The following is a 24,646-nucleotide window of genomic DNA, read 5'->3' as shown; positions in this document are numbered from 1 at the left end:
GTGGTGCACCGTGGCACGCAAGGACGCTCCCGCCGGCCTCGACGCGGTCGCCGACGAGTTGTACCGGCTGCCCCCCGCCCGTTTCACCGCCGCCCGCGACACCCACGCGCAGGCCGCCAGGAAGGCCGGCGACCGGCCCCTCGCCGACCGGATCGCCGCCCTGCGCAGACCCACCGCCTCGGCCTGGGCCGCCAACCTGCTGGCCCGTGAACACCACGAGGAGACCGCCGCCCTCCTCGCGCTCGGCGAAGCCCTGCGCCGGGCCCACCGGAGTCTCGACGGGGAACAACTGCGCCTGCTCAACCGCCGGCAGAGGGAACTCGTACGCGCGCTGTCCCAGCAGGCCGGACGGCTCGCCGCCGATGCCGGGCACCCCCTCACCGCCCAGGCCGTGCAGGAGGTCGAGGAGACCCTGCACGCCGCGCTCGCCGACCCCGGCGCCGGCGAGGCGTTCGCCGGAGGCAGCCTCACCAAGCCGCTGTCGGCGACCTTCGACATCGCGGGCAGCGCCGCTACCGCCCCCGTGGGCGAGCCGGCCCGCCGCCCGCCGGGCAAGGAGCCGGCGAAGAGGCAGGCGAAGAAGGCCGGGAAAGCCGCCGACGACGAGGAGCACGCCCGCCGCGCGGCGGAGCGCCGGCACCGGCGCGAAGAGGCCGCACAGGCCGGACGGCAGGCCCGCCAGGCCGAACGGGAGGCCCGGCACCGGGAGGCCGACGCCGCGGCCGCCCGGGCGGACCTCGACGCCGCCGAGCGCCGCCGCGCCGAGGCGCAGCACCGCCTCGACGAACTGCTCGGGCAGGTCGAGGACGCGGAGCGGGCCCTCCGCGCGGCACGCGACGACCAGGACCACGCACGTAACCGGCACCGCGACGCCGGCAGGGCCGCCCGTGACGCCCGTCGCCGGGCCGGCGAGGCCACCGCCCACGCCGAGCGGCTGGCCGGAGCGCTCGGGAACGGGTCCTGAGGGAAACACGGGGATCTCAGCCGGTGGGCCCGGGCCGGACCGGGCGACGCGCCCCGGTATCCCGGGCCCGGATCGCGAACGGCCTGATCACCCACGGCCTGATCACGACCGGCCTGATCACGACCGGCCGCCGAACTGCCAGGGGTGGACCTCGATCCCGGCGTACGCGCCGGCCGTCAGGACGGCACGCGCGGTGTCCGGATCCGCAGCCCGGACGAGCGCGGCGGTGCCCAGCCATGTGCTGCCGTCGTCGGACAACAGGGGTCCGTACGCGATGAGTTCGTCCCGACCGTCCGGCACGACGAGGTCGGCGCCGCGCCCCTCACCGAGACCGAGCACCAGGTAGCGGCTGCCGCCGGTGCGGCCGCCGGGGAAGTCCCACATGGTGCGCCCCAGGAGGTTGCGCCACCGCCTCAGCAGCACGTCCCGGTAGACGCCGGCCTGGTGACCGGGCTCGTCGAAGGCGAAGGCGCGGGCCGCCGCCGGGTCCGGCAGGTCGACGATGTGCACGCTGCCGGTGGGCTCCCCGTCCTCGGCGGTGAGGGTCGGGCCGCGGGCGATCATCTCGCGCTCGAAGCCGTCCATGTAGAACCAGTGCGCTTCGAGCAGCTCCTGACGCAACGTCAGAGAGTCGGCCCGGTCGCGGTGGTAGCAGAAGAACTCCATGCGGCCACCCTCCACCACGGCGCGGGGCCGCGGCGCGGCATTTACCTCCGCTACCTCCGCCCGCGGGGCGGACACCGGCTCATCCGCGGCCGGTGCCGCCGTGGCCGGGCGCCGGGGACAGCGCGGCGTCCAGGAGGATCTCGGCGGCCGCCCTCGCCACGTCCGCCGCTTCGGGGTCGGCGTCCATGCGCGCCGAGACGGCGCATCCGTCGTAGAGGAGGTGCAGACGGCGCGCCAGGGTCTCCGGATCCGGGACGCCGGCCTGGCGGGCGAGGTCGGTGAACAGGGCGCGCACCCATGCCCGGTAGTCGCGGGAGGCCCGTTCCGTGCCGCTGCCGACCTCGGCCTCGGCACTCGCCGCGATGAAGGCGCAGCCGCGGTGGCCCGGGCCCCTGAACGACTCCGACTGCGCGTCGAAGACACCGAGGAGCCGGTCGCGCGGGGTCTCGCAGCGTTCGAGGAAGGCGAGGATGCGCGCGGTGGTGGCGGCGTGCCGCGACTGCAAGTAAGCGTGGACGAGTTCGTCCTTGCTGCCGAAGGTGTTGTAGAGGGAGGCCTTGGCCACTCCGGCCCGCTCGATGACGCGGTCGATGCCGACCGTCCGCACGCCCTCCGCGTAGAACAGTTCGTCGGCGGCGGTCAGCAGGCGCTCGCGCGCCGAGGGCCTGGCCCGGATGTGCGCTCGCCGTCCGCTTGCGCTGTCGGCAGCCATCGCGACCTCCTCCTCACCGGTCACCGGTACTCCTCCGTTCCCCGGCATCACCTTAGGCAATGCCGGTTCGTGGCCGGCTGCCGCGCCGTTCGGTGAGCAGTCCGGTCAGGGCCAGCAGGGCCAGGACGATGACGGCCGCGCCGTACTCCCGGGCGGTGGCCAGCAGGCCCCCGGCGTGGACGACGAGGTAGCCCGCGATCACCGACGGGACGCCCATGCCCAGGTAGGACACGACGTACAGCAGCGACAGCACCCCGGAACGCTCGTGGGCGGCGGTCAGCGGCATGACCGTGCGGATGCCGCCCTGGAAGCCGCCGCCGAAGCCGATCCCGGCGAGGGCGGAGCCCGCGAAGAACAGGGCGGACGAGCCGTTCTGCACGGAGACCAGGGTCAGGGCGACACCTGCGACGAGGGCGCCGATGCCGGTGAACATGACGCCGCGCGCGGGTGCCGCACGCAGTACGAGGGTCGCGGCGGCGGCCACTCCGGCCAGGACGAACAGGGCCAGCCCGCCGTACACGGCCGACGTGGAGTGGGTGAGGGTCCGTACGAGCGACGGGCCCAGGGAGGCGTAGAAGCCCGTGAGGGCCCAGACCGCGAAGAGGACCGGGGCGGCGTTGAGGACCGCGCGCCGCACCGTCCTGGGGAGCCTGACGTCCGGGACCAGCGTGGCCAGGGCGCCCGGACCGGGCGTGAGGGTCTCGCGCATCAGGACGACGCCGATTGCCTGCACGGCCATCACGACGAGGAGGGCCAGGTACACCAGGTGCGTCGGCGCGGGCAGGTACTGGACGAGGAAGGCCGACACCAGCGAGCCGGTGGCGGTGCCGAGACCCGGGGCGAGGGAGTTGGCGACGGTCCCGCGGCGGCGGTCGATGTCCATCATCCCGGCACCGATCGCGCCCAGCGCGGCCCCTGTCGAGAGTCCCTGGACGACCCGGCCGACCATGAGTTCCGGCACGCCGTGGGCGGTGGCGAACACGACCATCGCCGCCGCCTGCGCGGTGAGGGCCGCCAGCAGGACGGGCCGGCGTCCGAGGTGGTCGGACAACCGGCCCAGGGTGAGCAGCGAGACCAGGACGGCGATCGCGTACACCCCGAACACCAGGGTCGTCGTCACGGGGCCGAACCCCCACTCCGCCTGGTACACGGCGTACAGCGGGGTGGGGGCGCTGGAGCCCGCGAGGAACGACACCACGATCGAGGCGAGCAGGTAGAACGCCGCCCGCGGCGGCAGCACCCCCTTGCGGGAGCTCCTCGGCGCCGGTACGGCGGGGGCCGCCCCCGGGCCGCCGGGACGGCCACCGGCCCGAAGGGCCCGGACGGTGTCGCGGTCCTGCGCGGTGCATTGCTCGGACATACCGCCGTCCCCTCGATCGAGTAGACAGGTCTGTTCAATCTCGCTGCACAGACCTGTCCAACAACGTCGGGAGGCGTTTCCTTCCCCGGGTATGCCCTGTGACGGGCGGCGCCGCGGCGACCCTGCGCCGCGGCCGTGCCGCAGCCGTGCTCAGGAGCCGGCGGGCCCCTGACCGTTCACGGCGAGCGCCCGCTCCAGGAGAGCGGGGTCGCCCAGGGACATCGGGTGGGCCAGGCCGTAGAAGACGGCGCCGGCCGCCTCCGCGATGGTGGCGTCCGTCAGCGAGGCCTGCGCGAGCTGCATCATGCCCCAGCGCTGCTTCTGCACCTCCTCGGGCACCTCGGCCCCCTCGATCGCGTCACGCAGGGCGGCGTCCGAGCCGGCCGACACGGCCCACACGGCGTCGACCGCCACTTCCTGCAGGGCGAAGAACCCGGTGGCAGGCGCGGCGAGGTCGACCGGCCCGCCCAGGTACTCGGACAGGCAGGAGGCGTGGAAGGCGGCGGACGTCATGCCCTGGGCGTAGGTGGCGTTCAGGGACGCCACCGAGTCGCCGACGCTCACCAGACGGGACGGGTAGCGCGACAGGCCCGTGAAGTCACGGCGCCGGCTGTCCGACTGGTGGAAGTTCAGGACGGCCCGGGTGACGGCACCGCCGGTCACCTCTCCGAACGGGTACGGCAGTTTCTGGCACAGCGCGCGGAACTCCTCTATCGTCCGGGGAGCGCGGCCGTCCGCGTGGGTCGTCAGCCCCACGAGCCACTGGCCGCCCTCGACGGGCTTGACCAGCGCGACGGCCAGGCCGTCGGGCCCGGGCGGCAGGGTGAAGCGCGCGCCCGTGAAGAAGGGCTCCTCCGCGTGCCGGCCGGTCCGCTCGAAGAGCGCGGTCGCGTAGTGGACGCCGGTCTGCATGCGCTGCAGCGGGGGCTTGTCGAAGCCCGCCCGCTCGACCCATTCCGGCGCCTTGCTGGACCGCCCCATCGCGTCCACCACGAACTCGGCGGGCAGCGTGCCGGCGACGCCGTCGACGGTGTGGCGCACGCCGGTCACCCCGCCGTCGTCGTCGAACTCGAGGCCCGTCGCCTGCGCCGTCAGGGTCTCCACGTTGGGCAGGGCCAGGACCCGGCTGCGGATGCGCGACTCCAGGAACGGGCGGGTGCAGAAGAGGAACTCGGTGTCGCCGACGCGCAGTTGCTCCTGGCCGTCGACGTACATGGTCGTGCGGTCGGGCCGGAGGAGGACGCCGCCCAAGTCCCGCGCCTCCTGCGTGAAGCCCGGCAGCCAGCGCTCCACCTGCGCGAGCCCGCCGGGCTGCAGGCCGTGCACCTGGGCGTCGTGGGCGACGCCGGCGCGGGAGCGCCCGTCCACGTTCGTCGTGTCGCGCTCGACGATCACGACGGTCCGGGCGTGGTCCGCGAGGACGCGGGCGGCCAGCAGTCCGGCGACGCTGCCACCGAGCACGCACACCGTGTCGAACAGCACGGGGGGTCGCTCGGGCAGGTCCGTACGGACGATCGTGTCGAACACGCTGATGGGTGAGACAGCCACAAGTTCTCCTTGCCCCCGATGGCGACGTGCGCCATCCCCGGGCTTCTCTCCGTGGCCGGCCACAGGCTCGGCCACTGCGGTGTGCAAGAGCATTGGTGCGGATCGGCTACCGCGGCCGGGCGGGGCCGGCGCCGTTCGGGGAGGATGCGGCCCCCGAGGCGTTCGCCGGTCTCCGCCGTCCCGGCCCGGTACGCCGGTAGGACTCCTCGCCGTACTCCCGGGTGTCCGCGGGCAGGACCGCAACGGGGCCGGTCGGTAACGCCCTCGCGGCGTGGGGAGGGACGGCGTCGGTCGACATGGTTCGAGCTCTCCTTCCCACCCCGGCACGCACGGGGGTCGCCGCGCCCGGACGCGACCGACGCGCGACGGAGCACAGGAGGGATTTACTTGACGCGGCAAGCATAGGCCCAACCCGTCGGCTCTCCCGCCGCGTTGAGGGGGTGCGACACACCCCCTCTCGACGCGGCGGCACACCGCCGGCGTCTGCTATGCCGCACACCCGGCGCCGCCACGGAGGAGGAGCCGGGCCGGCCCGCACCCGCCGGCGAAGTCGTGGGCTGCGCCCCCCGACGCCACGGAGGCCGACGAGGTCCGCCGCGCTCCGCCGGGAACCACCTGGTCACGTGCCGAAGGTCACCACGAACGGCGCCGCGCCACCGCGCCGAGGAGGGGACGGCCCGCGCCCGCCACGGTGGCAGCGTCAGACGACCCATGCGGCCGTCCGCGACCAGGGGCATTTGACGCATGCGGCCGCCGGGGAGCGACTGAGAGAGTGGCCTGGGCCGCCGGAAGCCGCACTGATCTGCGCTTTCCTCCGTCCTGATCACCCTGCGCACTCCGTGTCACCCGGCGGCACCCCGCCCGTGCCACCGAAGGCGGTCCGCACACCGAGGGCCGCCGGCGGGTGCGCGGGGCCTGCCCGATACGGGCCGCCTGGCATCGCGGGGGGATGCCGGGCGGCCATACAAGGAAGAGACAATGGCTCCACTCGTCGATGAACCCATGGCCGATACGCGTGACATGTACATGGCTCACACCGCGATGCGCCGGGAGTTCAGACTGCTTCCCGAGCTCATCCGGTCCGTCACGCCCGGCGACACCCGGCGCGCCGAGGTCGTCGGCGCGCACGCGGAGCTGGTGTGCCGGATCCTGCACACGCACCACGAGGGCGAGGACGAGCTGCTCTGGCCCAAGCTGGTCGAGCGGGCGGGCCTCGACGCGGAGGCCATCGTGCCGATGATGGAGCAGCAGCACCACGCCATCGAGGAACTGCACGCCGAGGTCACCGGACTGCTCAGGGGCTGGGTCCCGACCGCCCAGGGCGGCGAGCAGCTCGCCGAGGCGTTCGAGCGGCTGCTGACGGTGCTCATCCAGCACATGGCGCTGGAGGAGAAGGAGATCCTGCCGCTGGCCGCGAAGCACGTCACCGCGGCGGAGTGGCACCAGCTGGGCGAGCACGGCATGCAGAACACGCCGAAGAAGGACCTGCCCCTCGCCTTCGGGATGGCCATGTACGAGGGTGACCCCGAGGTCGTCAAGGCGGTCCTGGCGACGGCCCCGCTGCCGGTCCGGGTCATCGTCCCCATCCTCGGGCGCCGCCGGTACGCGTCCCACGCCCGGCAGGTCCACGGAACGGTCAGGCCGCCCCGCATCGGCTCCTGAGGCGTCCGGCCGGCACGCGGGCCCGGGCGCGGCCGCGTCCTCGCCGTAGGGAGCGGGAGCCCGGGACCGGCACCCGGCCGCACCGCCCGGCGGGCCGGCGGGCCCCCGGGTTCACCGGGCCTTCCGCCCACGGGGCACGCGGGCCTGCGGAGTTCCCGAAGAGGCGTGCGGCCGCCTGCGGGCTTCCTGCACGTCCCGGGCAGCCGCACGCGTTCGACTTCCCCACCCGCCGGCCGGGCCCGGCGCCCGGAGCCCGCACGGCCGCGCCCCGGCAAGGGGACGTCGGCGCAACCCTTTTCGGGTGGGGGGTCCGACCCGGCCGAGGTGGCACGACCACCGGTCCGCGCACGGCGGCGCGGCACGGCACCCTGTTCATCCCGTCTTGTATGTATTGACCAACAAATGTGAAGAATGTATCAATCACGCCGTTTCGTGTTTGCGGGTGTCCCCCGCAATGTCTGCGGGTGTCCCGTATTCCCGGCCGTCAGGGCCGTCGACGGCCGCTGCCCGGCCTACCGTGGCCGCGATGGGGTTCCCCGTGCGGACCGCGCCTGATGCGGAAGCGCCGCCGGGCCCCGGGGAACCGGGCAACTCCGCACAGTTCGCGAGGACATCGTGATCGAAGCATTCTGCACAGACATCCAACCGCCCGCCGAGCGCGCCGAGTACTGGAGGGACGCCGTCCAGCGGGCGTTCACCCGGCTGGACATCCGCACCGCGGAGACGTCAGGGCTCCACGGGGCGATACGCCGGACCTGCCTCGCCGGCGTCCAGGCCGGCTTCCTCGAGGCGAGCCGCCAGCAGATGGCGCGCACCGCGCCGCTCATCGCCGCCGACGGCGACGGCTCGCTCATGGTGAGCCTGCAGCACAGCGGCGGCAGCGTCGCGGTCCAGGACGGCCGGGAGACGCTGCTGTCCGCCGGCGAACTCGTCATCCTCGACAGCCGGCGGCCCTACGTCCTGGACTTCACCGGCCCGGTCCGGCAGCACCTGGCCACGGTCCCGCGGCAGATGCTGGACCTGCCCGACTCCCTCCTGCGCCTGGCCACCGGCCGGGCCTATTCCCCCGGCCACGGGATCGGCGGGGTCCTCGCCTCCTACGTCGACGGGCTGGTGACCACGACGGAACACTGCATCTGCGCGCAGGACGCGAGCCGCTTCCTGCGTCAGGGCATCGTCGACGTGCTGACCGCCCTGGTCGCGCTGGAGGGGACCACCGGGGAGCAGTCCGCCGCGGAGCGGGCCCTGCTCCAGCACGTCCGCGCGTACATCCGCGCCCACCTGGACGACCCCACCCTCTCCCCGGCGTCGGTGGCGGCCGCGCACCACATCTCCGTCCGCTACCTGTACCAGCTCTTCCAGGACGAGCCCCTGACCGTCGGCCGGTGGATCCGGCGCCTCCGGCTGGAGGCCTGCCGCAGGGACCTCGACCGGCCGGAGTTCGCCGGGCGGACCGTGGCGGCGATCGCGCACCGCTGGGGCTTCGCCAGCCACGCCCACTTCAGCCGCACCTTCCGGGCGGTCTACGGCCTCTCCCCCGCGGAGTGGCGGCAGGCCGGTGGCCTGCAGGCCACGCCCCTGCAGGCCACCGCCCACGTCCCCCGGCAGACCTGACAGGTCATCAATCCTGCGTCAGCTGCCCCGTGTCCTCACGCCGGGCCTCACCGGCGGGCCGGGGCAGCGCGGCCGCGGCCGGCTCCTCCACCCGGGTCAGCGCGACCATCGCGAGGTCGTCGGCCGGAAGCGCGCCGGCGTGCTCGACGAGGTCCCGGAGGATCTCCCCGAGCGCGTCCGGCAGGCGATCGTGGTGGGCCAGGCCGTGCCGCACCCACCGCCACGCGGTCGCGCGGTCCAGCAGCGGGTAGCAGTGCCCGGCGGCGTCGCGGGCCTCGACGAGCCCGTCGGTGTAGAGCAACAGGGTGTCGCCCGCGGCCAGTTCGAAGCACTCCTCGACGGTGCCGCACTCCCGCAGGGCGCGCAGTCCGAGCGGGGGCGAGGGACAGCCCGCCACCAGGGCGACGTTGCCCCCACGGGCCCGTACCGGCGGCGGATGCCCGTGGTTGACCAGGCGGGCGAGCCGCTCGCCGTCGCGGACCTCCAGCAGCAGCGCGGTCACGAAGCGTTCGTCGGTGTCGCGGGCGCCGTCCTCGCTCTCGGCGAGGTGGCGCAGGAAGCTCTCCTCCAGGCGCGCCGACAGCTCCGTCAGGTTTGCGGCGCGCGGCGCCCATTCGCGGAACGCCCCGAGTACGGCGGCGACGTCCTCGAAGGTCGGCAGCCCCTTGCCGCACACGTCGCCGATGATCAGACGCGTCGTCCGGCCGTTCCGTGAAACGGCGTAGAGGTCCCCGCCGACCTGTCCCCGTCCCCCGCAGGCCCGGTAGACGGAGGCGAGCCCCAGTGCGCCGATGCGCTCGGGGAGCGGCCGCAGCAGGGTGCGGCGCACGGTCTCCGCCACGGCACGCGCCCGCGCCGCCCCGTGGCGGTGGCGGTCCTTCACACGGCCCATCACCATCGCCACCACCCCCGCCGTGACCAGGGGGGCGAGTCCGCAGGCGAGACTCGGATGCGAGTACAGCGGCAGCGTCACGCAGACCGCGCACAGCGCGAGGATCCACACCACGCCCCCCACGACGGCCAGGTTGCGCATCGGTCGTCCGTCGTCCGAATCCTCCTCGAACTGTTCGATGTCCGGCATCGGCGTCACTTCCTCGAGGTCCGTGCGCGGGGCCGGGATCCGGCGGATCCACGAGGGTCCCGGACCCGCGCGGTGGCGTCCCACTTGTGAGGGACACCTCCGACCGTAGGAGGACTCGCTCCGGGCACCTTGCCCCGTTGTGCACCGTCCCTTGCCCACCCGTGCAGTGGCCGCGCACCGCGCCTCGGGGGTGGTCCGCCGGCGGCGCCTAGCGCTTGGCCAGGCCCGTCAGGGCGTCGCGGAGCGCCGCGCGCGAGGTGATGCCGAGCTTGGGGAAGACCCGGCCCAGGTGGCCGCCCACGGTCCGGGGCGAGAGGTAGAGCCGCTCGGCGATCTGCTTGTTGGTCAGACCGGAGGCCGCGAGGTGGGCGATCTCGAGCTCCTGCGGGGTGAGGCCGACCGACTCGGGGCCGTCGGCGCGCTTGACCATCCAGCCGGTCGCCTGCAGGCTGCGCTTCGCCCGCTCCGCCCACGGGTGGGCGCCGAGTTGCTCGAAGGCCGCGAGCGCCGCACCCAGCGACGCCCTGGCGTCGGTGGTCGAACGTGCCTTGCGCAGCCGCTCCCCGTAGGCGAGGGTCACGCGTGCCAGGTCGAAGGGCCACTGCTGCACGCCGGGGTGCGACAGGGCCCGTTCGAACAGCTCGATCGCCTCCTCGTCCGCCTCGGCGGCCATCGCGGCGGACGCGTCGACGTGCAGGGCCCTGCGCGGGGAGAGCGCGGCGATCCCCGCGTGCCGGGCGGCGGCCGCGTGGGCGGTGGCCTCCGCCGGGCGCTGGGTGCGTACCGCCGCCTCCACCACGTCCCCGACCACCAGCAGCGCAACGGGGGTGTACGGGGCCAGCTCCCCGGGCGGGCTGATGGCGACCGCGTGCCGGTAGGCACGCTCGAAGTCGCCCTCCGCCTGGGCGACGAGCACCCGGATGTGCTCGGCCAGGGTCACCACGTGGTGCGCGCCACGGGACGTCCCCCAGGCGGCCATCGAGTCGGCCGTCTCCTCGGCGGTGCCGGCTTCGCCGCGCGCCGCCGCGACGACGGCCTTGTAGTAGAGGAAGTACCAGGAGACGGCCTCGAAGGCGTGCTCCCTGCACAACCGCAGCCCCTCGTCGGCGAGTTCGGTCGTGTCGTCCCACCGGCCCGAGAGGAACGCGTCCGTGCACAGCAGCGGGAGGGTGGCGATCTGCCTGCGCCCCTGGGACGGTACGCGCGAGACGGCGTCGCGCACCGCGGAGAGCCGGTCGGCGGCGATGCTCGCGGTGCCGATCCGCGTGATCCGCGACGGGGCGGTCTCCTGCGGCAGGCCCGCGATGAGCTCCTCCAGGCCGGCCAGGGCGGGCAGCGCGGTGCGTGCCGGATCGCCCTGGGTGGCGACGTTCACCGCCAGCAGGCGGGGCGCGTCGGGCCCGAGCCGGTCCAGGATCTTGTGGAGGGGCGTCCACAACTCCTCCCGGCCGCCGAGGCAGCACAGCAGCAGCAACAGGTAGAGGGCCTCCTCCAGGGCCGGGTCGCAGGTCCCGTGGGGATGGTCGCCGTTCTCGATCGCACCGAGGAGCATCTGGTGGGCGGTGTCGATGTCCCCCTCGCCGTCGAGCAGACGGTGGACGGCGACCGCCGCCGAGTACAGGGACGCGCGGTCGTCGGAACCGAAGCGGCGGGCGTCCTCCAGGAGGCGGGAGGCCATGGTCAGTTCGCCGGAGGCGTCCGCGCGCAGGTAGGCGGCCGCGGCCAGGCGGCGGCCCCGGTCGGCGGCGCCGGGGCTCAGGTGCGCGGCCTTGGTGAGCGCCCGTATCGCGGCGATGGCGTCGCCGCGCCGCAGGACGCGGTGGGCGGTGCCCTCCAGCAACGCGGCGACGTCCTCGTCCTGTTCGACACTCGCCTCCCCCAGGTGCCACGCCCGCTGCTCGGGCAGGTCGTGCAGCACCTCGGCGAGTTCGCGGTGCACACGGCGGCGCTCCGCGGAGGTGGACGCGTCCACGACCGCGGCGCGGAACAGCGGGTGCCGGAAGCTCAGGCGGTGGTGCAACTCCTCGATGAGGACGAGTCCGTCGCGCTCGGCCGCCTCCAGGTCGACCAGGTCGGCCCCCGCGCCGAGCCTCCGCGCCGCGCACTGCACGACGGCCAGGTCCCCCGTCCCCTCCAGCGCGGGCACCAGCAGCAGACGCCGGGTCGCGGCCGGCAGGTCCGCCACGCACGAACCGAAGACCTCGCGCAGACGGCGGGTGAGCGGCAGCGCGGCCGGCCGGCACTCCACCCCGGCGCGCTGCGGCCCGCTCAGGGCCGTCGGCAGTTCGACCAGGGCCAGCGGATTGCCCTCGGCGGCGGTGACGACGCACTCCACGACGGGCCCGGCGAGGTCCGGATGGCACGCGCCCGCCAGCAGCCGCGACGCGTCGTCGTCCAGCGGCAGGACCTCGTACTCGGTGCGCACTCCGGCCTCGCCGCACCCGCGGTGTCCCCGGCGGGCGGCGGCCAGGAACCTGACCCTGCTGCCCGCGAGCCGCCGGGCCACGAAGCCCAGCACGGCCGCACTGGCCCGGTCCACGGCCTGCATGTCGTCCACGACCAGCAGGACCGGCGTCGTCGCGGCGGCGCGACGCAGCAGTACCAGGGCCGCGTTGGAGACGAGGTAGCGCTCGGGCGGCGGCCCGTCGCCGAAGCCGAGGGCCACCCGCAGGGCCTCGTGGTGCGCCCGGTCCAGGGCCTGCGGGTCCGCCTCCTCCCACAGCGGGAAGAGGAGCTGGTTGAGCGCCGCGTACTCCACGTCCTTCTCGGACCGCGTGCCCGCCGCACGCAGCACCCGGGCGCCGGCTGCCAGCGCCCGGGTGGAGAGGTGGCCCAGCAGCGCCGACTTGCCCACGCCGGGATCGCCGGACAGCAGCAGCGCACCGCCTGAATCGACCGAGCCGAGCAGTTCCTCGATGCGGTCCACGTCCGCCGCGCGGCCCACCAGCCCCTGGGGCGTGCCGTCGCCGACGTCGGCCGTGTACACCGAGGATTGCATTCGAAGGTTTCTGGCTCTCTGGTTCGGGGCGCGGACGCAAGCATTCTCACACGGCACGGATGGCGCACACGGGCCGGAAAGGGTGACTTCCGCCTCACGACCGCACCGGAATTCACTTTCCGTATTCCCGGTGTACGGACAGCCGATTTTCCTCATTCAAGACGCCGCGGTGCAGGTCAGCTTCGTGGAAGCCAGTGACTGAGGGCATTGATGAGCCGTTCCAGCGCGGGCACCTTGCTGGAGCGGTCCGTCACGATCGTGCGGCCGCCGAATTGCAGGGTGTACTGGAACATGTCCATTGCACCCATGTTCATCGTGAGGTCGGGAACGTCCTCCAGCGCCGGGTCGCCGAGCAGGAGCCGCAATTCCCTGAACCGGGCAGCGTCGGCCCGGCGCAGCACGGGTTCGCCCTTGTCCCTGGTGAGAACGGCACCGTCACCCCTGACCGTCACCTGCTGGTGGACGCCCGCGAAGCCACCGCCGACGGTCATCACCACCAGTTTCTGTCCGGGTCCGTGAACGGGCACCGGCGTCACGGCGCGGGTCGGCGAGGACGGCGATGCCGGCCGGGACGAAGAGGCGGAGGCGGAGGCCGACGCGGATGCCGACGCGGTCGGTGCGCCGGGCGCCGAGGACACGGAGGAAGCGGTCGCGGTGACCGACGGACCGTCCGCGGGCGCCCCCGACGTCTCGCCGATGGTGAGGGTGCAGCCCGTGGAGCCCACCGCCCCGGCGGCCAGGACCACGCCGGCCAGCAACGCCCTGCCCAGTGTCCGCACGGCTCTCTCCCCCGTCGGCCGACCGCCTCGACTCAGGCCTGGATACCACGGAATCACGTCCTCCGACCCCGGGCCGCCGCGGTCGCCTCCCCACTGCACGGGCCCGTCGGCCCGTCACCCGGTCGACTGCTGAGGGTGCGTCAGGTGTCACCCGGGGAGATTCTTGCGGCGGGAGCGGCGGCACGGGTCCGCCGCGGACGGACCGGAACGCCCCCGCCGGACGAGGGCCTCAGACCCCTGCCAGTTCCGCGTTCGCGCGCTCCGTGACCAGGGTCAGCACGCGGCCCGCCACGGCGAGGTCCGCGGCCGGGATGCCGGCGTACAGCCGCGCGGAGATCGCCGCGGTCTCCGTGGTGGTGGTTCCGTACAGCCGCCGTCCGGCGTCCGTCAGCCGTATCCGGGACGCCTCCGACGGATCCTCCTCCAGCAGCTTCCCGTCCGTCAGCTCCTCGATGACGCCGCGCACGACCGACTCGCCGGTCTTCAGCGAGCCGGTGACGTCGCGGACGAGTGCGTCCCGGCCGGTGGCCCCGCCCGCGGCCACGACGGCCCGGAGCGCCACGTTCTGCTGGAACGTGACGCCGTGGCGGGTCAGCACCCCCTCCAGGAGGGCGCGCGCGGCGTAGTGCGCCAGGGCGATGACACGGCCGTCGGCCGTGGGTGCGGTGGTGGTCATGGCTGCTCCTCGTCGTTCTCGGTGTACGGATCAAGAGGTGCGTCGATCAGGGTCGTCAGCTCGTGGATCAACTGCCGGGTGCGCGGGCCGTCCTGGCCTCCGAGCGGCTCCAGCAACCGGTCCAGCAGACCCTGGACCACGTCGACGGCGCGTCGCGTGACGTCCCGCCCCTGTTCGGTGAGCGAGAGCTGCATGGCGCGCGGGTCACGCGGGTCCCGCGTACGGGTGACGAGCCCGGCCGTCTCCAGGGCCCGGGCGAGCTTGGAGACGTAGAGCGGTTCGAGTCCCGTGTGGTCGGCGAGCCGGCGCTGGCTGGGCCGCAGCCCGGAGCGCGACATGCCGTACAGCGAGGCCATCACCGCGTACTGGGCATGGGTCAGGCCCAGCGGCGCGACCGCCCGGTCGACGGCCACCCGCCACTTCATCGACAGGCGCCAGACCAGGAATCCCGGCGTGGCGCTCTCCGTTGCTGAACTCACGCCACATACGGTACATGGCTACTATGTACATAGCTACTAAATTCTCGAGGGCTCCCGCCCGTTGAGGCACGCGGACATCACAAGAGGGCCCCCCGGGCCGGCTCAGCCGCGCCGCGGGACGGTCCCCGGCTCCGGCGTCGTCGTCACCGGTCGCGTGCAGCCGACCTCCGGGACCTTGGCCATGCGCGTGCGGATGTGCAGCACGTCGCCGATGAACAGGTCGTAGACCAGGACCCCGATGACACCGCCGATGAGGGGGCCCACGATGGGGACCCAGAAGTAGTCGCTGAAGGCACCGGGCTGCGAACCCGGCAGGGCGAGTTCACCCCAGCCCATGGCCCAGGCGAACAGCCGCGGGCCGAAGTCGCGGGCGGGGTTGATGGCGTAGCCCGCGTTCGCGCCGTAGGACAGGCCGATCGCGGCGACGGCCAGGCCGATGACGACCGGGCCCAGGTAGACCCGCACGGCGGGGTTGCGCAGGTCGATGACGGCCATGATGAAGATGAGCATGAACGCCGCGCCGACGATCTGGTCCACGAGCGGGCCCCACAGGCTCCCTTGGAAGTACGGGGCCGGGACCGTGCCGAAGATCGAGAAGCTGGCGAGGGTGTGCCCGTCCGTCTTCGGGCCCTTCATCGCCCGGTCGAAGGCGTTGATCGCGTCGTGGTACACCACGTAGACCAGCACCGCCGCGGCGAAGGCGCCGACCAGCTGCGCGACCACGTACGGGACGACCTTGACCCACGGGAAACGGCGGCGCACCGCGAAGGCGAGCGTGACCGCGGGGTTGAGGTGGGCGCCGCTGACGCCGCCCGCGACGTACACGCCGAAGGTCACGGCCAGGCCCCAGCCGAGCACGGGCATCACCCAGTCCCCTGCGCCCACGAAGCTCGTGGTGGCTCCCGCGGTACGGCCGGAACCGGGCAGCGCCGCGACCGCCATGGCCGCCACGCCGCAGCCGAAGGAGACGAGGACGAACATCCCCAGGAACTCCGCGAGGCATTCGCCCAGCAGTCCCCCTCGGCGCCGCAGGCGCGAGGGGCTCACCAGGGGCGGGATCTCGACAGTCATGGGCCTCCCTAGGGACCGGGCGTCGGCGGACGTCTACGCGTCGGCGCCCGCGTGGTACTGGTACCGCGTGACCCAGTGCGGGAGGTCGCGCTCGAGGTCGCTGCGCTGCTGGAGCCCTGCCTCGAACAGGTGGCGTGCGACGTGCTGCTGCGCGGGACGGTTGGCCGCGGCCCAGAAGGCGTCCATCTGGTCCTTGAACTCCCCGTCGGGCCGCAGGGTGGCGACGTTGACGAAGTGCTTGATGTCCTTGATCGTCTGCAGGTCGAAGGAGGAGATCCGCGAGGCCAGTTCGTCGACGAAGCCGTCGAGCTCGGCGTCGGGGAAGGCGCGGTTCAGGTAGCCGTACCTTTCGGCGAGGTCCCCGTCCATGTCGAGCCCGCCGAAGAGGATCTCGAAGGTCCGGCCCCGTCCGACCAGGGCGGGCAGACGGGTGGCGGGACCGCCCCCGGGGATGGCGCTCATGCCGATCTCGAACTGGCCGATGACGGCCTTCTCACGGCTGCCGAAGCGCATGTCGGTGGCGAGCAGGAACTCGCTGCCCGCGCCGCGCGCGATGCCCCTGACGGAGGCGATGGTCGCCATGGGTAGCTTGCTGAGCCTGGTGAGCAGCGCGGTGAAGGGGTGGACCTCCTCCGGGTGCGCCAGGACGTACTCCAGCTCCTCCTTGGCGGAGAGGTCGTAGTGCGCGATGAAGAACTCGGGGTCGGCGCTGTCGAAGACCATCACCGCGACACCCGACTGCTCCGCACGGGTGAAGACGGCGTCGAGTTCCCCCGTCATCGTCGAGTCGACGAGGTTGACGGGCGGGTTGTCGAAGGTCACCCGCCAGTGGGTGGGCGAGTGCTCGGTCAACGTGAACCGCGTCGGTGAGTCCATGGCTCCGACGCTAATCCCCGGCCGACGAGCGGCAACCCGGCCGCGTCCGGCCGGGGTGCGCCGTGCCCCGCGGGCCCCGGCGGCAGCCGGGCCTCCGGGACCCGCGGGCGCCGGGTCACACTCTCGTGCGGACGAGGTCGATCAGCTTCGCCTCGGACTTCTTGTCGGCGTCCCGCTTGAGGGTGACGACCTGCAGGGTGCACTGGCGGCCGTCGACGGTGAACGCGGTCATCATCGACTCGGCGCCGTCGATGCCCGAACCCGCCGTGCCCGGGGAGCCGATGCTCAGGGTGACGGAGTGGTAGGTGTCGGGGTTCTCCCAGTTGCAGACGCTCTCGCCCACGCCGGAATCGGGATGACCGCCGTCGTTCTCCCCGATGACCGGCGTGACCTCCTCGGGCTTGAGCAGGGTGCAGGAGTCGATCTTCTTGCCGTCCGCCGACGAACCTCCGTCCGGGGCCGCTCCCTTCTCCTTCGCGGCGGAAGCGGGGGCCGACGTGCCGGAGGCCGGCTTCGCGCCGGTGTCCGACGAGCCGCAGGCGGTCGCTGTGGCGGCGAGGAGCACCAGGCCGACGATTGCCAGAGGTGAACGCATCACTGTTGGGTCCTCCGATGGTGGTGCGAGGGGCGGAGCGGCACTCCGGCCTCGTGTCTCGGACCCAGAAGACGTCACCTCACGCGTGCCGAGTTGCGGCCCCCTGTCACAGGGGGGCAACCGAATGTCACCGCCCTGCGACAGGGCCCGGACCGTACCCCGGCCACCCCCTGCGCGCCGGTTCCCGGGGCCGCCTCACCTCATGGGACCGGGCGCTCGACCAGCGCCCCGTCGGGCCCGAGCGTGTAGAAGCGCGGTGGCCCCATGGCCTCGACCGCCCGTCTCATCTCCTCCTGCCTCTTCGCGGCACCGGCGCCGTCCGGGTCCCGCTGGAGGAAGCCGAGCAGTTCGACCCCCGTCGCGTCGACGTCGTCGGCCCGGGGCCTGCCCTCCATGACGAATCCGAAGAGAGCGCGCAGCGCGTCCTCGCCGAAGTCCAGGGGGTGGAAGGGCAACGGGTACGGTTCCTCCTCCTCATCCGGCCAGGGGACGACGTCGGCCGGCCGCTCCCCGGCCCAGTACGGACGCTCGAAGGGCAGCGGCTCACCGATGTCCTCGATGATCCCGTCGTCCGGCGACAGGCTCAGCGAGCGGACGAGGTTCCCGTCCTCCCACACCGCGAAGGCGCACCAGTCGACGGCGCTGTGCATGGCGTGCAGGACAACGCGCCTCCCCGCACCGGCCGCGACGAGGTGCTCCGGGAGCAGGGAGGGGCGGTCGACCATCAACTCCCGGTCGCAGAAGACCTCCACTCCCGGCCAGGAGCCCGCGTGGACCGTGCCCTCCGGGGGGTACACGGCCTCGCCCAGGTCCAGGCCCTCGGTCTCCTCCATCACCCGGCCCGGACAAAGGCGCTCCACCATCGCGGACGTGCGCCGCGAATCCGCGGTCCCCGCCTGCCGCAGCAGGTCCGGCACATCACCGTCCGCGTACACCAGCAGACCCGTCTTGGCTCCCACAGCCCCTCCCGAACGAACGTTCCCCGTTCCCCGCCATCCGTCCGCACACTAGCCTCCGCCACCGACAGCGGGGCGGTCGTCCACGTGCACGGCGCGACAGGCGGCCGTGTTCGCCGTGCCGGTAGCACGGCGAACACGGCGGTGCCGCGTCACACGGCCTCGGGCGCCTCCGCGGGGTGCGCCGGCGGGGCGATGAGGGAGGCCACGGGGTTCGCCACCGTGCGGCAGCGGGTCCAGCGGGCGGCCTCGGCGTCGCCCGGCGACGCGATCTCCGTCGGCTCCGTGGCCGGGGCCGCGCCGAGCAGCCCGCGGTCGCGGCAGTAGTCGTCGTCGTAGACCGTGGACAGGTAACGGTGCGGGCCGTCGGGGAAGACCGCCACGATGCGTGCCCCCGAGGAGTGGGTGCGGGCGGCCCAGCCGGCGACGAGGGCGACGGCACCGACGCTCCAGCCCCCCGACGCGTAGTGGGAGCGGGCCAGGGCGCGGCAGGTGTGGACGGCTTCGGCCGGGGCGACCCAGTGCACCTCCGTGAACTGCTCGTACGCCACGTTGCGGGAGTGGATGCTGCTGCCGATGCCCCGGACGAGCCGGGGCCTGACGGGCTGGCCGAAGGTGATCGAGCCGACGGTGTCCACCCCGATGACGTGCAGGTCCGGGTTGACGGCGCGCAGCGTGCGGCTGACGCCCGCCGAGTGGCCGCCGGTGCCGACGCTGGTGACCAGGACGTCCACCCGGCCCAGTTGCTCGATCAGTTCCCCGGCCAGGGGCGCGTAGGCGTCCGCGTTGTCGGGGTTGTCGTACGGGTCCGCGCACCACGACCCCGGTTCGGCGGCGAGCAGTTCGGCCACGCGCCTGCGGCAGGCCTCCTGCCAGCCCCGGTAGGGGTGGGCGTCGCGGACGATGTCGAGCCGGGCGCCGCGCGAGCGCAGCAGGCGCTTCATGTCCGGCTCCAGGTCCGGGTCGGTCACCAGTGTGACGGGGTGGCCGAAGACCCGTCCGGCGAGCACCAGTCCGAGGCCGAAGGCGCCGCTGGTGGAGGCGACGACGGTCCCGCCGGGGAGGAGGTCGCCGCGCTCACGGGCACGGCCGACCATGTGAACGGCGGAGCGGTCCTCGATGCCGCCGGGGTTGGCGCCCTCGAGTTTCGCCCAGAAGCCGCGTCCGGGGGTGGTGAGGGGGTGGGAGATCCACAGCAGGGGCGTGTTGCCGACCGCGGAGGCGAGGTCGCGGCCGGTGGTGGGCTCGTTCATGGTGTCCGCCTTCTGGTGTCGTGGAGAGTGCCGTGCACGGCTCACCCGCCGCCCGTGTCCGCACGGGCGGGGTGAGGGACCGTCAGCCGGTCCGGGCGGGCGTCTCCTAGATGCGCCAGAGGCAGAGGACGGACGGTGCCGCCGTCGCTATGCGGGCGTCGGGGGCCGGGGCGCTGCCCGGCGTGTTGCGCGAGGCGGGCAGCCGTGCCGGCGCCCTTTCGGCGGCCCCGGTCTGCGCGGGGCCGGTGCCGTGCTCGCGCGGTCCGGTGCGCGACCCGGGCAGTTCCGAGGTGCCGGGTGAGCAGTCCTCGCCCGGGTGGTGCGGAGCGACGGGGTGGGGCCGCTCCTCGGCGTTCGCCGGATGGACGTGCGCGTGGGGTCCGTAGTGGACGTGCGCGGGCGAACCGGCCACGGTGAAGCAGAATGCGGCCAGCAGCGCGACGAGGAACGTCGGGCACGTTCCGCGGTGGCGGCCTCGCACAGGGCGCACATTACGCCATGAAGCAGCCCGGAACGGTCTCAGGCGTGCGGTGGTTCGCCCCTCAGATGGTGATCGGCGAGGTTGAGCACCTCGTCGACGAGCCTGCGCAGGTGGCCGTCGGCGAGTTCGTAGACGACCCGGCGGCCCTCCTTGCGGGAGGAGACCAGGCCCGCGAGGCGGAGTTTGGCCAGGTGCTGGCTGACGGCGGGGCGCGCGGCGCCGGCCCGCTCGGTCAGCGTGGAGACGTCCGCCTCACCTTGGGTCAGCGTGTGCAGCACCGCGAGACGGGTGCGGTCGGCGAGCAGGCTCAGGATCTCGGCCCCGCGGGCGTAGTGCCCGGCGCCCGGCTCTCGCGGATGCGCACCATGCGCAGGTGACAGGTGCATGCGTGCGTTCATGTGCACATAATGAGGGGAAGGCTCAGCCCGTGTCCACCGCGACCCCCCGGAAGGCGGTCCCATGAACGGCCGGCACACGCACAGCCGCGACCACGACCTCGGCAGCGGTCACGGGAACGCGCACGCGCACGGCGAGGGCCACAACCACGGTCACGGTCACGTCGAGGGCCACGCCCACGACCGCCCGGGCACGGCCCGCCTGCGGCACCGGCTGGGACACCTGCTGCGCCCGCACTCCCACGAGTCCGCCGACAAGGTGGACCGGGCCCTGGAGTCCTCCACCGAGGGCATGCGGTGCCTGTGGGTCTCGCTCGCCGTCCTCGGCGTCACCGCGATCGCCCAGGCCGTGGTCGTCGTCCTGTCCGGCTCGGTCGCCCTCCTCGGCGACACCGTGCACAACGCCGCCGACGCCCTCACCGCGCTGCCGCTCGCCGTCGCCTTCATCCTCGGACGGCGGGCCGCGACGCGGCGCTTCACCTACGGCTACGGCCGCGCCGAGGACCTCGCCGGGATCGTCATCGTCCTCACCATCACCGCCTCGGCCGGTTTCGCCGCCTGGACCGCCGTTGACCGGCTGCTGCACCCGCGGGACGTCGCCTACCTGCCCGCCGTCGCCGTCGCGGCGGTGATCGGCTTCCTCGGCAACGAATGGGTGGCCCGCTACCGCATCCGCGTCGGGCGCGGGATCGGCTCGGCCGCGCTCGTCGCCGACGGCCTCCACGCCCGTACCGACGGCTTCACCTCGCTGGCCGTGTTGTTCGGCGCCGCGGGCTCGGCGCTGGGGTGGCGCCCGGCCGACCCGGTCGTCGGCCTCGCCATCACCGCGGCCATCCTGCTGGTGCTCCGGGACGCCGCGCGCGAGGTCTTCCGTCGCGTCATGGACGCCGTCGACCCGGCGCTGGTCGACGAGGCCGAGCGCGCCCTGTGCGCGGTGCCAGGCGTCCGGGAGGTGGCCGAGCTGCGCCTGCGCTGGATCGGGCACCGGCTGCGCGCCGAGGTGGCCGTGGTCGTCGACGGCGACCTCACCGTGCGCCGGGCGCACCAGGTCGCCGTCGCGGCCGAACACGCCCTGCTGCACGCGGTGCCCCGGCTGACCGCCGCCCTGGTGCACGCCGACCCCGCGCCCGTCCCGGGCATGGCCGACCCTCACGCCGAACTGGCCCACCACGCCGCGTGAACCCCGGGGGGACACCCCGTCCCCGCGAGGGTCCGCGGCGCGGCGAGCCGCGCCGCCCGCCACGACCGGCACCGCCCCGCCACCGGACACCACGTCAGCCCCCTGACCGGGCACATCGGGGAGGTCCGGAACTGCCGCCAGTGCGCGCGCATCCGCCGGGACTTGACTGGGCATATCTTCCGATATGCACCGGATTCGACACCTTCGACTCGTTCCACCGCCCCGTGCGCCCGAGCACCCCGGCGGCTGTCACTGGGTGAGGTGGGCACGTGGGCACAGCGGGGATGACCCTGACCGTCCTGGTCCTCGTGCTCGCTGGAGCAGGGCGGCGGCTCCACCGCTACCCCGGCGGCTGGAGATTCGCGCTCTGCGGCCGTCATGACACCGAACGGAACACCCTGGACCGCGCCCGGCGGACCGTCCGCAGCCTGCGGCGCGGGGCGCGGCGCGAACTGGCCGGGGCACGGGCGCGGGTGGCCCGGGCCGACCGCGCCCACCGGCGTCGCGTCGACGACGCCGAGCGGCACCTCGCGCGGCTGCGCCGCCCGGGCAGGGGCACATACGTCGCGACGCTCGGCAAGGTCCGCCTGCACGAGCACATGATGGTCGTTGCCGGACCGGAGACCAAGGTGCTGCCCCTGGACGGTCTCGACGTGCGGTTCGAGCACAGCTCGATCGGCAGCCACCTCTACCTCAGGCGGCCGGACGGGGTGCACCTGGAGTCGTACCCGCCCGGCGAGCAGGACGAGGACGGCGTGCGCCGCTTCAGCGTCCGCATAGAGAACGCGGTGGCCAAGGAGAGGGCGTTCCTCACGGCACTGGCCACGAAGGTCAGGAAGGCCGAGGACGACCTGAAGGCGGCGCGCGCGGACACGGGCCCCGTCCGGGACGCCCGCAGGCACCTGGACCTGGTGGCCGACCGCCGGCGCCGCGACCCGGCACTCGCCGAGGCGCTCGCGGACCTCGAAGCCGCCCGGAACCGCTGGCAGGCCCTCACCGGCCGGCGCCCCCCGTGTTAGACGGCGCCGGCCGCCGCCCTCACCGGGGCGGGGGGTTCGGCCGGTCCGTCCGGGCGGACGACGTGAAGGCGTCCCAGTCGGCGCGGCCGCCGGCCCCCATGACGCCGGTGGCGGAGCCGAGTTCGGTGCCGGAATGCGCGTGCAGCTCGCGCCGGGCCATCCAGGAGACCACCGGGGGGAACAGCGGTCGCAGCGGCTGGCACCAGCGCAGCCACGACGGGGCGTAGACGTGGTGGGCGCGGCGGGCGATGCCGGTGGCGAGCCGGTCGGCCACCTGGGCGGGCGCGTGGACGCGGCGGGCGAACGACGGCTGGTTGCGCCGCAGGGCGTGCAGCACGGGGTGGTCGTCCAGGCCGGTGATCATGTCGGTGCCGGTCCAGTGGAGGTAGGCGATGCCGACGGTCACGCCGTCGGGCTCGACCTCGCCGCGCAGGGCCTGGGCGAAGGACTCGGCGCCGGCCTTGGAGGCGCAGTACGCGCTCATCAGCGGGGCGGAGGAGAAGGCGGCGGTCGACGCGATCTGCAGGAAGTAGCCGCGGGTCCGCGTCAGCTGCGGGAGGAAGGCCCTGGCCGTGTTCGCGGCCCCCACCAGGTTGACCTCGACGACGCGCTGCCAGAGGTCGGCGTCGGTCCGGGCGAAGGGCCCGCCGGCGGCGATCCCCGCGTTGGCCACCACCACGCTGGCGGGCCCGAGTTCGGCGTCCACCCGGCGGGCGGCGGCGTCGAGCGCGGCACGGTCGGTGACGTCCGCCTCGACGAAGATGTTCGGGTGGGTCAGCGAGGCCGCCGCCTGACGCAGGGTCGCCTCCTCGCGGCCCAGCAGCGCCACCCGCATACCGAGGTCCGACAGGTGCCGGGCGAGTGCCTCGCCCACTCCGCGGGCCGCGCCGGTGACGACGGCCACGCGCCCCTCCAGCGGGGCCGTGACCCCGCGGCCGCGTGCGCTGGTACCGGTCATCGTCACTGGCACACCGTTCGTTCGGGTACGGGAGCGTGGGCACCACCGAGTGAAGCCGAGATCCGGCCGCCGGGCCGCGTGCCGCGTCGGCGGCCGCCGGGCCGCCACTCGAACGGGGGCCCGGCACCGGGGGGTCAGTCGCGCGCGGCCGGGGACCGGTCGCGGGTGGCGTCCGCGCCCCAGCTCGCCAGCAGGCGCAGCGCCTCCTCCGAGGCCGAACCGGGCTCGGCGTGGTAGGTCGACAGCGACTGCTCCGGGTCGCCGGGGAGCGCGAGGGTCTCGTAGCGCAGGGTGAGCGCGCCCACCAGTGGGTGCTGCAACCGCACGGTGCCGTGCGACTTCCGCTTGACGTCGTGGGCCGCCCACAGCGTCCGGAACTCCTCGCTCTTCAGGGAGAGCTCACCGATCAGCGCCGCGAGCAGCGGGTCGTCGACGTGCCGGCCGGCGTCCATCCTCAACTGGCCCACCACGTCGGTGGCCTTGGACTCCCAGTCGGCGAAGAGCCGCCGTGCGGCGGGGTCGAGGAAGGTGATCCGGGCCCAGTTGCGTTCCTCCGGCGTGCGCTCGGCCCAGTCGCCGAACAGCGCGGACGCCGTGCGGTTCCAGGCGAGCACGTCGCTGCGGCGGCCCCACACGTACGCGGGCACGCCCTCCAGCGCCGACAGCAGTTCGCACACCGCGGGCCGCACCCGACGGCTCCGGTCGGCCGCGGGCCGGCGCCTGCGCGGCCTGGACCCGGCCAGGTGCAGCAGGTGGGCGTGCTCCGCCTCCGAGAGCCGCAGCGCCCGGGATATCGCGTCCAGCACCTCCACGGACACGTTGGGGCCGTTGCCCTGCTCCAGGCGCGTGTAGTACGCCACGGACACCCCGGCGAGCTGCGCCAGCTCCTCGCGCCTGAGGCCCGGCACCCGGCGCCGGCCGTACTCGGGGAGCCCCACGTCCGCGGGCTTCAGCCGGGCCCTGCGGGTGCGCAGGAACTCGTTGAGCTCCGAGCGCGCGTCGAGGCCACGTTCGGTGCCGGGGAGCCGACCGGGTCCCGCCCCGGGGCCAGGACCGGGATCCGGCACGGCTGCCGGGCCGGTGCGGCGGTCGGGGTGGCTGGCCATGCGCCCCAGTATCGCGCCGGATCCCTGGCGGAGCCTGTCCCTGCCGGTGGTAGGCACGGCGGACGTCGGCTCGGCGGGGGCCTGGGTAACGCCGTACGGCCGGAGCAGCCTGGACGAGCCCCCGGAGGACGACCGCCCGGGGCCACGCCGCCCGTGCCGCTCCGGGTCGCGTGCCGCCGACCCGTCCGCCCTTCGCCGCCGGGTCACCCACACCTCA

Annotated in this window: 23 protein-coding genes; 5 read left to right on the top strand and 18 right to left on the bottom strand. The window is 74.1% G+C overall.

Annotated features, from left to right (window positions below):
• Window positions 1-10: 10 nt before the first annotated feature.
• Entirely contained in the window at window positions 11-964 is a 954-nt protein-coding gene (locus ABZ479_RS27930; protein ID WP_500464127.1) for a hypothetical protein, read from the top strand.
• 117 nt (window positions 965-1,081) lie between these two features.
• Here ABZ479_RS27930 and ABZ479_RS27925 read toward each other — a convergent pair whose 3' ends face one another.
• From ABZ479_RS27925 to ABZ479_RS27910, 4 genes are all read right to left on the bottom strand, one after another.
• Window positions 1,082-1,630, bottom strand: a complete 549-nt coding sequence (locus ABZ479_RS27925; RefSeq protein WP_500464126.1) for a YciI family protein — start codon at window positions 1,628-1,630, stop codon at window positions 1,082-1,084.
• Window positions 1,631-1,709: 79 nt separating this feature from the next.
• Window positions 1,710-2,366 (bottom strand): TetR/AcrR family transcriptional regulator, encoded by a 657-nt coding sequence (locus ABZ479_RS27920; protein WP_500464125.1) that lies wholly within the window; start codon window positions 2,364-2,366, stop codon window positions 1,710-1,712.
• 28 nt (window positions 2,367-2,394) lie between these two features.
• On the bottom strand, window positions 2,395-3,702 hold the full coding sequence (locus tag ABZ479_RS27915) for an MFS transporter (RefSeq protein ID WP_500464124.1): 1,308 nt from the start codon (window positions 3,700-3,702) through the stop codon (window positions 2,395-2,397).
• Between the two features lie 150 nt (window positions 3,703-3,852).
• Window positions 3,853-5,250 (bottom strand): FAD-dependent oxidoreductase, encoded by a 1,398-nt coding sequence (locus tag ABZ479_RS27910; RefSeq protein WP_500464123.1) that lies wholly within the window; start codon window positions 5,248-5,250, stop codon window positions 3,853-3,855.
• 1,002 nt (window positions 5,251-6,252) lie between these two features.
• Between ABZ479_RS27910 and ABZ479_RS27905 the strand changes: the two genes are divergently transcribed.
• Complete coding sequence (locus ABZ479_RS27905; protein WP_500464122.1) at window positions 6,253-6,912, top strand: hemerythrin domain-containing protein; 660 nt, start codon at window positions 6,253-6,255, stop codon at window positions 6,910-6,912.
• 615 nt (window positions 6,913-7,527) lie between these two features.
• The gene (locus ABZ479_RS27900; protein WP_500464121.1) at window positions 7,528-8,526 is read left to right on the top strand and encodes a helix-turn-helix domain-containing protein; all 999 of its coding nucleotides are present in this window, start codon (window positions 7,528-7,530) and stop codon (window positions 8,524-8,526) included.
• A 7-nt stretch (window positions 8,527-8,533) separates the two neighbouring features.
• Here ABZ479_RS27900 and ABZ479_RS27895 read toward each other — a convergent pair whose 3' ends face one another.
• The 12 genes from ABZ479_RS27895 to ABZ479_RS27840 form a co-directional block, all read right to left on the bottom strand.
• A complete protein-coding gene (locus ABZ479_RS27895; protein ID WP_500464120.1) occupies window positions 8,534-9,607 on the bottom strand; it encodes a PP2C family protein-serine/threonine phosphatase in 1,074 nt (357 codons plus the stop codon).
• 208 nt (window positions 9,608-9,815) lie between these two features.
• Entirely contained in the window at window positions 9,816-12,605 is a 2,790-nt protein-coding gene (locus tag ABZ479_RS27890; protein ID WP_500464119.1) for an AAA family ATPase, read from the bottom strand.
• A gap of 176 nt (window positions 12,606-12,781) precedes the next feature.
• On the bottom strand, window positions 12,782-13,096 hold the full coding sequence (locus ABZ479_RS27885) for a hypothetical protein (protein WP_500464118.1): 315 nt from the start codon (window positions 13,094-13,096) through the stop codon (window positions 12,782-12,784).
• Between the two features lie 517 nt (window positions 13,097-13,613).
• Complete coding sequence (locus tag ABZ479_RS27880) at window positions 13,614-14,060, bottom strand: winged helix DNA-binding protein (protein ID WP_500464117.1); 447 nt, start codon at window positions 14,058-14,060, stop codon at window positions 13,614-13,616.
• Window positions 14,057-14,539, bottom strand: a complete 483-nt coding sequence (locus tag ABZ479_RS27875; protein WP_500464116.1) for a MarR family winged helix-turn-helix transcriptional regulator — start codon at window positions 14,537-14,539, stop codon at window positions 14,057-14,059. Before ABZ479_RS27875 ends, ABZ479_RS27880 begins: the two co-directional genes overlap by 4 nt.
• A gap of 102 nt (window positions 14,540-14,641) precedes the next feature.
• Window positions 14,642-15,610: an MIP/aquaporin family protein gene (locus ABZ479_RS27870; protein ID WP_500464115.1), complete on the bottom strand. Its 969-nt coding sequence runs from the start codon at window positions 15,608-15,610 to the stop codon at window positions 14,642-14,644.
• 33 nt (window positions 15,611-15,643) lie between these two features.
• Entirely contained in the window at window positions 15,644-16,486 is an 843-nt protein-coding gene (locus tag ABZ479_RS27865; protein WP_500464114.1) for an enoyl-CoA hydratase/isomerase family protein, read from the bottom strand.
• 115 nt (window positions 16,487-16,601) lie between these two features.
• Window positions 16,602-17,081, bottom strand: coding sequence for a DUF3558 family protein (locus ABZ479_RS27860; protein WP_500464113.1), 480 nt, complete (start codon window positions 17,079-17,081; stop codon window positions 16,602-16,604).
• A 200-nt stretch (window positions 17,082-17,281) separates the two neighbouring features.
• Window positions 17,282-18,040: a DUF6928 family protein gene (locus ABZ479_RS27855; RefSeq protein WP_500464112.1), complete on the bottom strand. Its 759-nt coding sequence runs from the start codon at window positions 18,038-18,040 to the stop codon at window positions 17,282-17,284.
• A gap of 149 nt (window positions 18,041-18,189) precedes the next feature.
• Entirely contained in the window at window positions 18,190-19,290 is a 1,101-nt protein-coding gene (locus ABZ479_RS27850; protein WP_500464111.1) for a PLP-dependent cysteine synthase family protein, read from the bottom strand.
• Between the two features lie 106 nt (window positions 19,291-19,396).
• On the bottom strand, window positions 19,397-19,771 hold the full coding sequence (locus ABZ479_RS27845) for a hypothetical protein (protein WP_500464110.1): 375 nt from the start codon (window positions 19,769-19,771) through the stop codon (window positions 19,397-19,399).
• 38 nt (window positions 19,772-19,809) lie between these two features.
• The gene (locus tag ABZ479_RS27840; protein ID WP_500464109.1) at window positions 19,810-20,169 is read right to left on the bottom strand and encodes an ArsR/SmtB family transcription factor; all 360 of its coding nucleotides are present in this window, start codon (window positions 20,167-20,169) and stop codon (window positions 19,810-19,812) included.
• Window positions 20,170-20,230: 61 nt separating this feature from the next.
• Here ABZ479_RS27840 and ABZ479_RS27835 point away from each other — a divergent pair, with 61 nt between their 5' ends.
• Window positions 20,231-21,346, top strand: a complete 1,116-nt coding sequence (locus ABZ479_RS27835; RefSeq protein WP_500464108.1) for a cation diffusion facilitator family transporter — start codon at window positions 20,231-20,233, stop codon at window positions 21,344-21,346.
• 269 nt (window positions 21,347-21,615) lie between these two features.
• Window positions 21,616-22,365, top strand: coding sequence for a hypothetical protein (locus ABZ479_RS27830; protein WP_500464107.1), 750 nt, complete (start codon window positions 21,616-21,618; stop codon window positions 22,363-22,365).
• Window positions 22,366-22,384: 19 nt separating this feature from the next.
• Here ABZ479_RS27830 and ABZ479_RS27825 read toward each other — a convergent pair whose 3' ends face one another.
• Together ABZ479_RS27825 and ABZ479_RS27820 are read right to left on the bottom strand one after the other, a co-directional pair.
• Entirely contained in the window at window positions 22,385-23,323 is a 939-nt protein-coding gene (locus ABZ479_RS27825) for an SDR family oxidoreductase (protein ID WP_500464106.1), read from the bottom strand.
• A gap of 134 nt (window positions 23,324-23,457) precedes the next feature.
• Window positions 23,458-24,429, bottom strand: coding sequence for a helix-turn-helix domain-containing protein (locus ABZ479_RS27820; protein ID WP_500464105.1), 972 nt, complete (start codon window positions 24,427-24,429; stop codon window positions 23,458-23,460).
• Window positions 24,430-24,646 lie beyond the last annotated feature (217 nt).

It is taken from the genome of Streptomyces sp. NPDC005722 (assembly GCF_040630935.1).
Taxonomy (GTDB): domain Bacteria; phylum Actinomycetota; class Actinomycetes; order Streptomycetales; family Streptomycetaceae; genus Actinacidiphila.
Note: the sequence above shows the minus strand (reverse complement) of the source record. Positions and strands in the feature narration are given on the sequence as shown.

Coding starts and splice junctions, on each gene's coding strand:
- ABZ479_RS27925 (WP_500464126.1), bottom strand. CDS start 1,630: ATGGAGTTCTTCTGCTACCACCGCGACCGGGCCGACTCTCTGACGTTG.
- ABZ479_RS27915 (WP_500464124.1), bottom strand. CDS start 3,702: ATGTCCGAGCAATGCACCGCGCAGGACCGCGACACCGTCCGGGCCCTT.
- ABZ479_RS27905 (WP_500464122.1), top strand. CDS start 6,253: ATGGCCGATACGCGTGACATGTACATGGCTCACACCGCGATGCGCCGG.
- ABZ479_RS27895 (WP_500464120.1), bottom strand. CDS start 9,607: ATGCCGGACATCGAACAGTTCGAGGAGGATTCGGACGACGGACGACCG.
- ABZ479_RS27890 (WP_500464119.1), bottom strand. CDS start 12,605: ATGCAATCCTCGGTGTACACGGCCGACGTCGGCGACGGCACGCCCCAG.
- ABZ479_RS27885 (WP_500464118.1), bottom strand. CDS start 13,096: ATGACCGTCGGCGGTGGCTTCGCGGGCGTCCACCAGCAGGTGACGGTC.
- ABZ479_RS27880 (WP_500464117.1), bottom strand. CDS start 14,060: ATGACCACCACCGCACCCACGGCCGACGGCCGTGTCATCGCCCTGGCG.
- ABZ479_RS27870 (WP_500464115.1), bottom strand. CDS start 15,610: ATGACTGTCGAGATCCCGCCCCTGGTGAGCCCCTCGCGCCTGCGGCGC.
- ABZ479_RS27865 (WP_500464114.1), bottom strand. CDS start 16,486: ATGGACTCACCGACGCGGTTCACGTTGACCGAGCACTCGCCCACCCAC.
- ABZ479_RS27860 (WP_500464113.1), bottom strand. CDS start 17,081: ATGCGTTCACCTCTGGCAATCGTCGGCCTGGTGCTCCTCGCCGCCACA.
- ABZ479_RS27850 (WP_500464111.1), bottom strand. CDS start 19,290: ATGAACGAGCCCACCACCGGCCGCGACCTCGCCTCCGCGGTCGGCAAC.
- ABZ479_RS27840 (WP_500464109.1), bottom strand. CDS start 20,169: ATGAACGCACGCATGCACCTGTCACCTGCGCATGGTGCGCATCCGCGA.
- ABZ479_RS27835 (WP_500464108.1), top strand. CDS start 20,231: ATGAACGGCCGGCACACGCACAGCCGCGACCACGACCTCGGCAGCGGT.
- ABZ479_RS27825 (WP_500464106.1), bottom strand. CDS start 23,323: ATGACCGGTACCAGCGCACGCGGCCGCGGGGTCACGGCCCCGCTGGAG.
- ABZ479_RS27820 (WP_500464105.1), bottom strand. CDS start 24,429: ATGGCCAGCCACCCCGACCGCCGCACCGGCCCGGCAGCCGTGCCGGAT.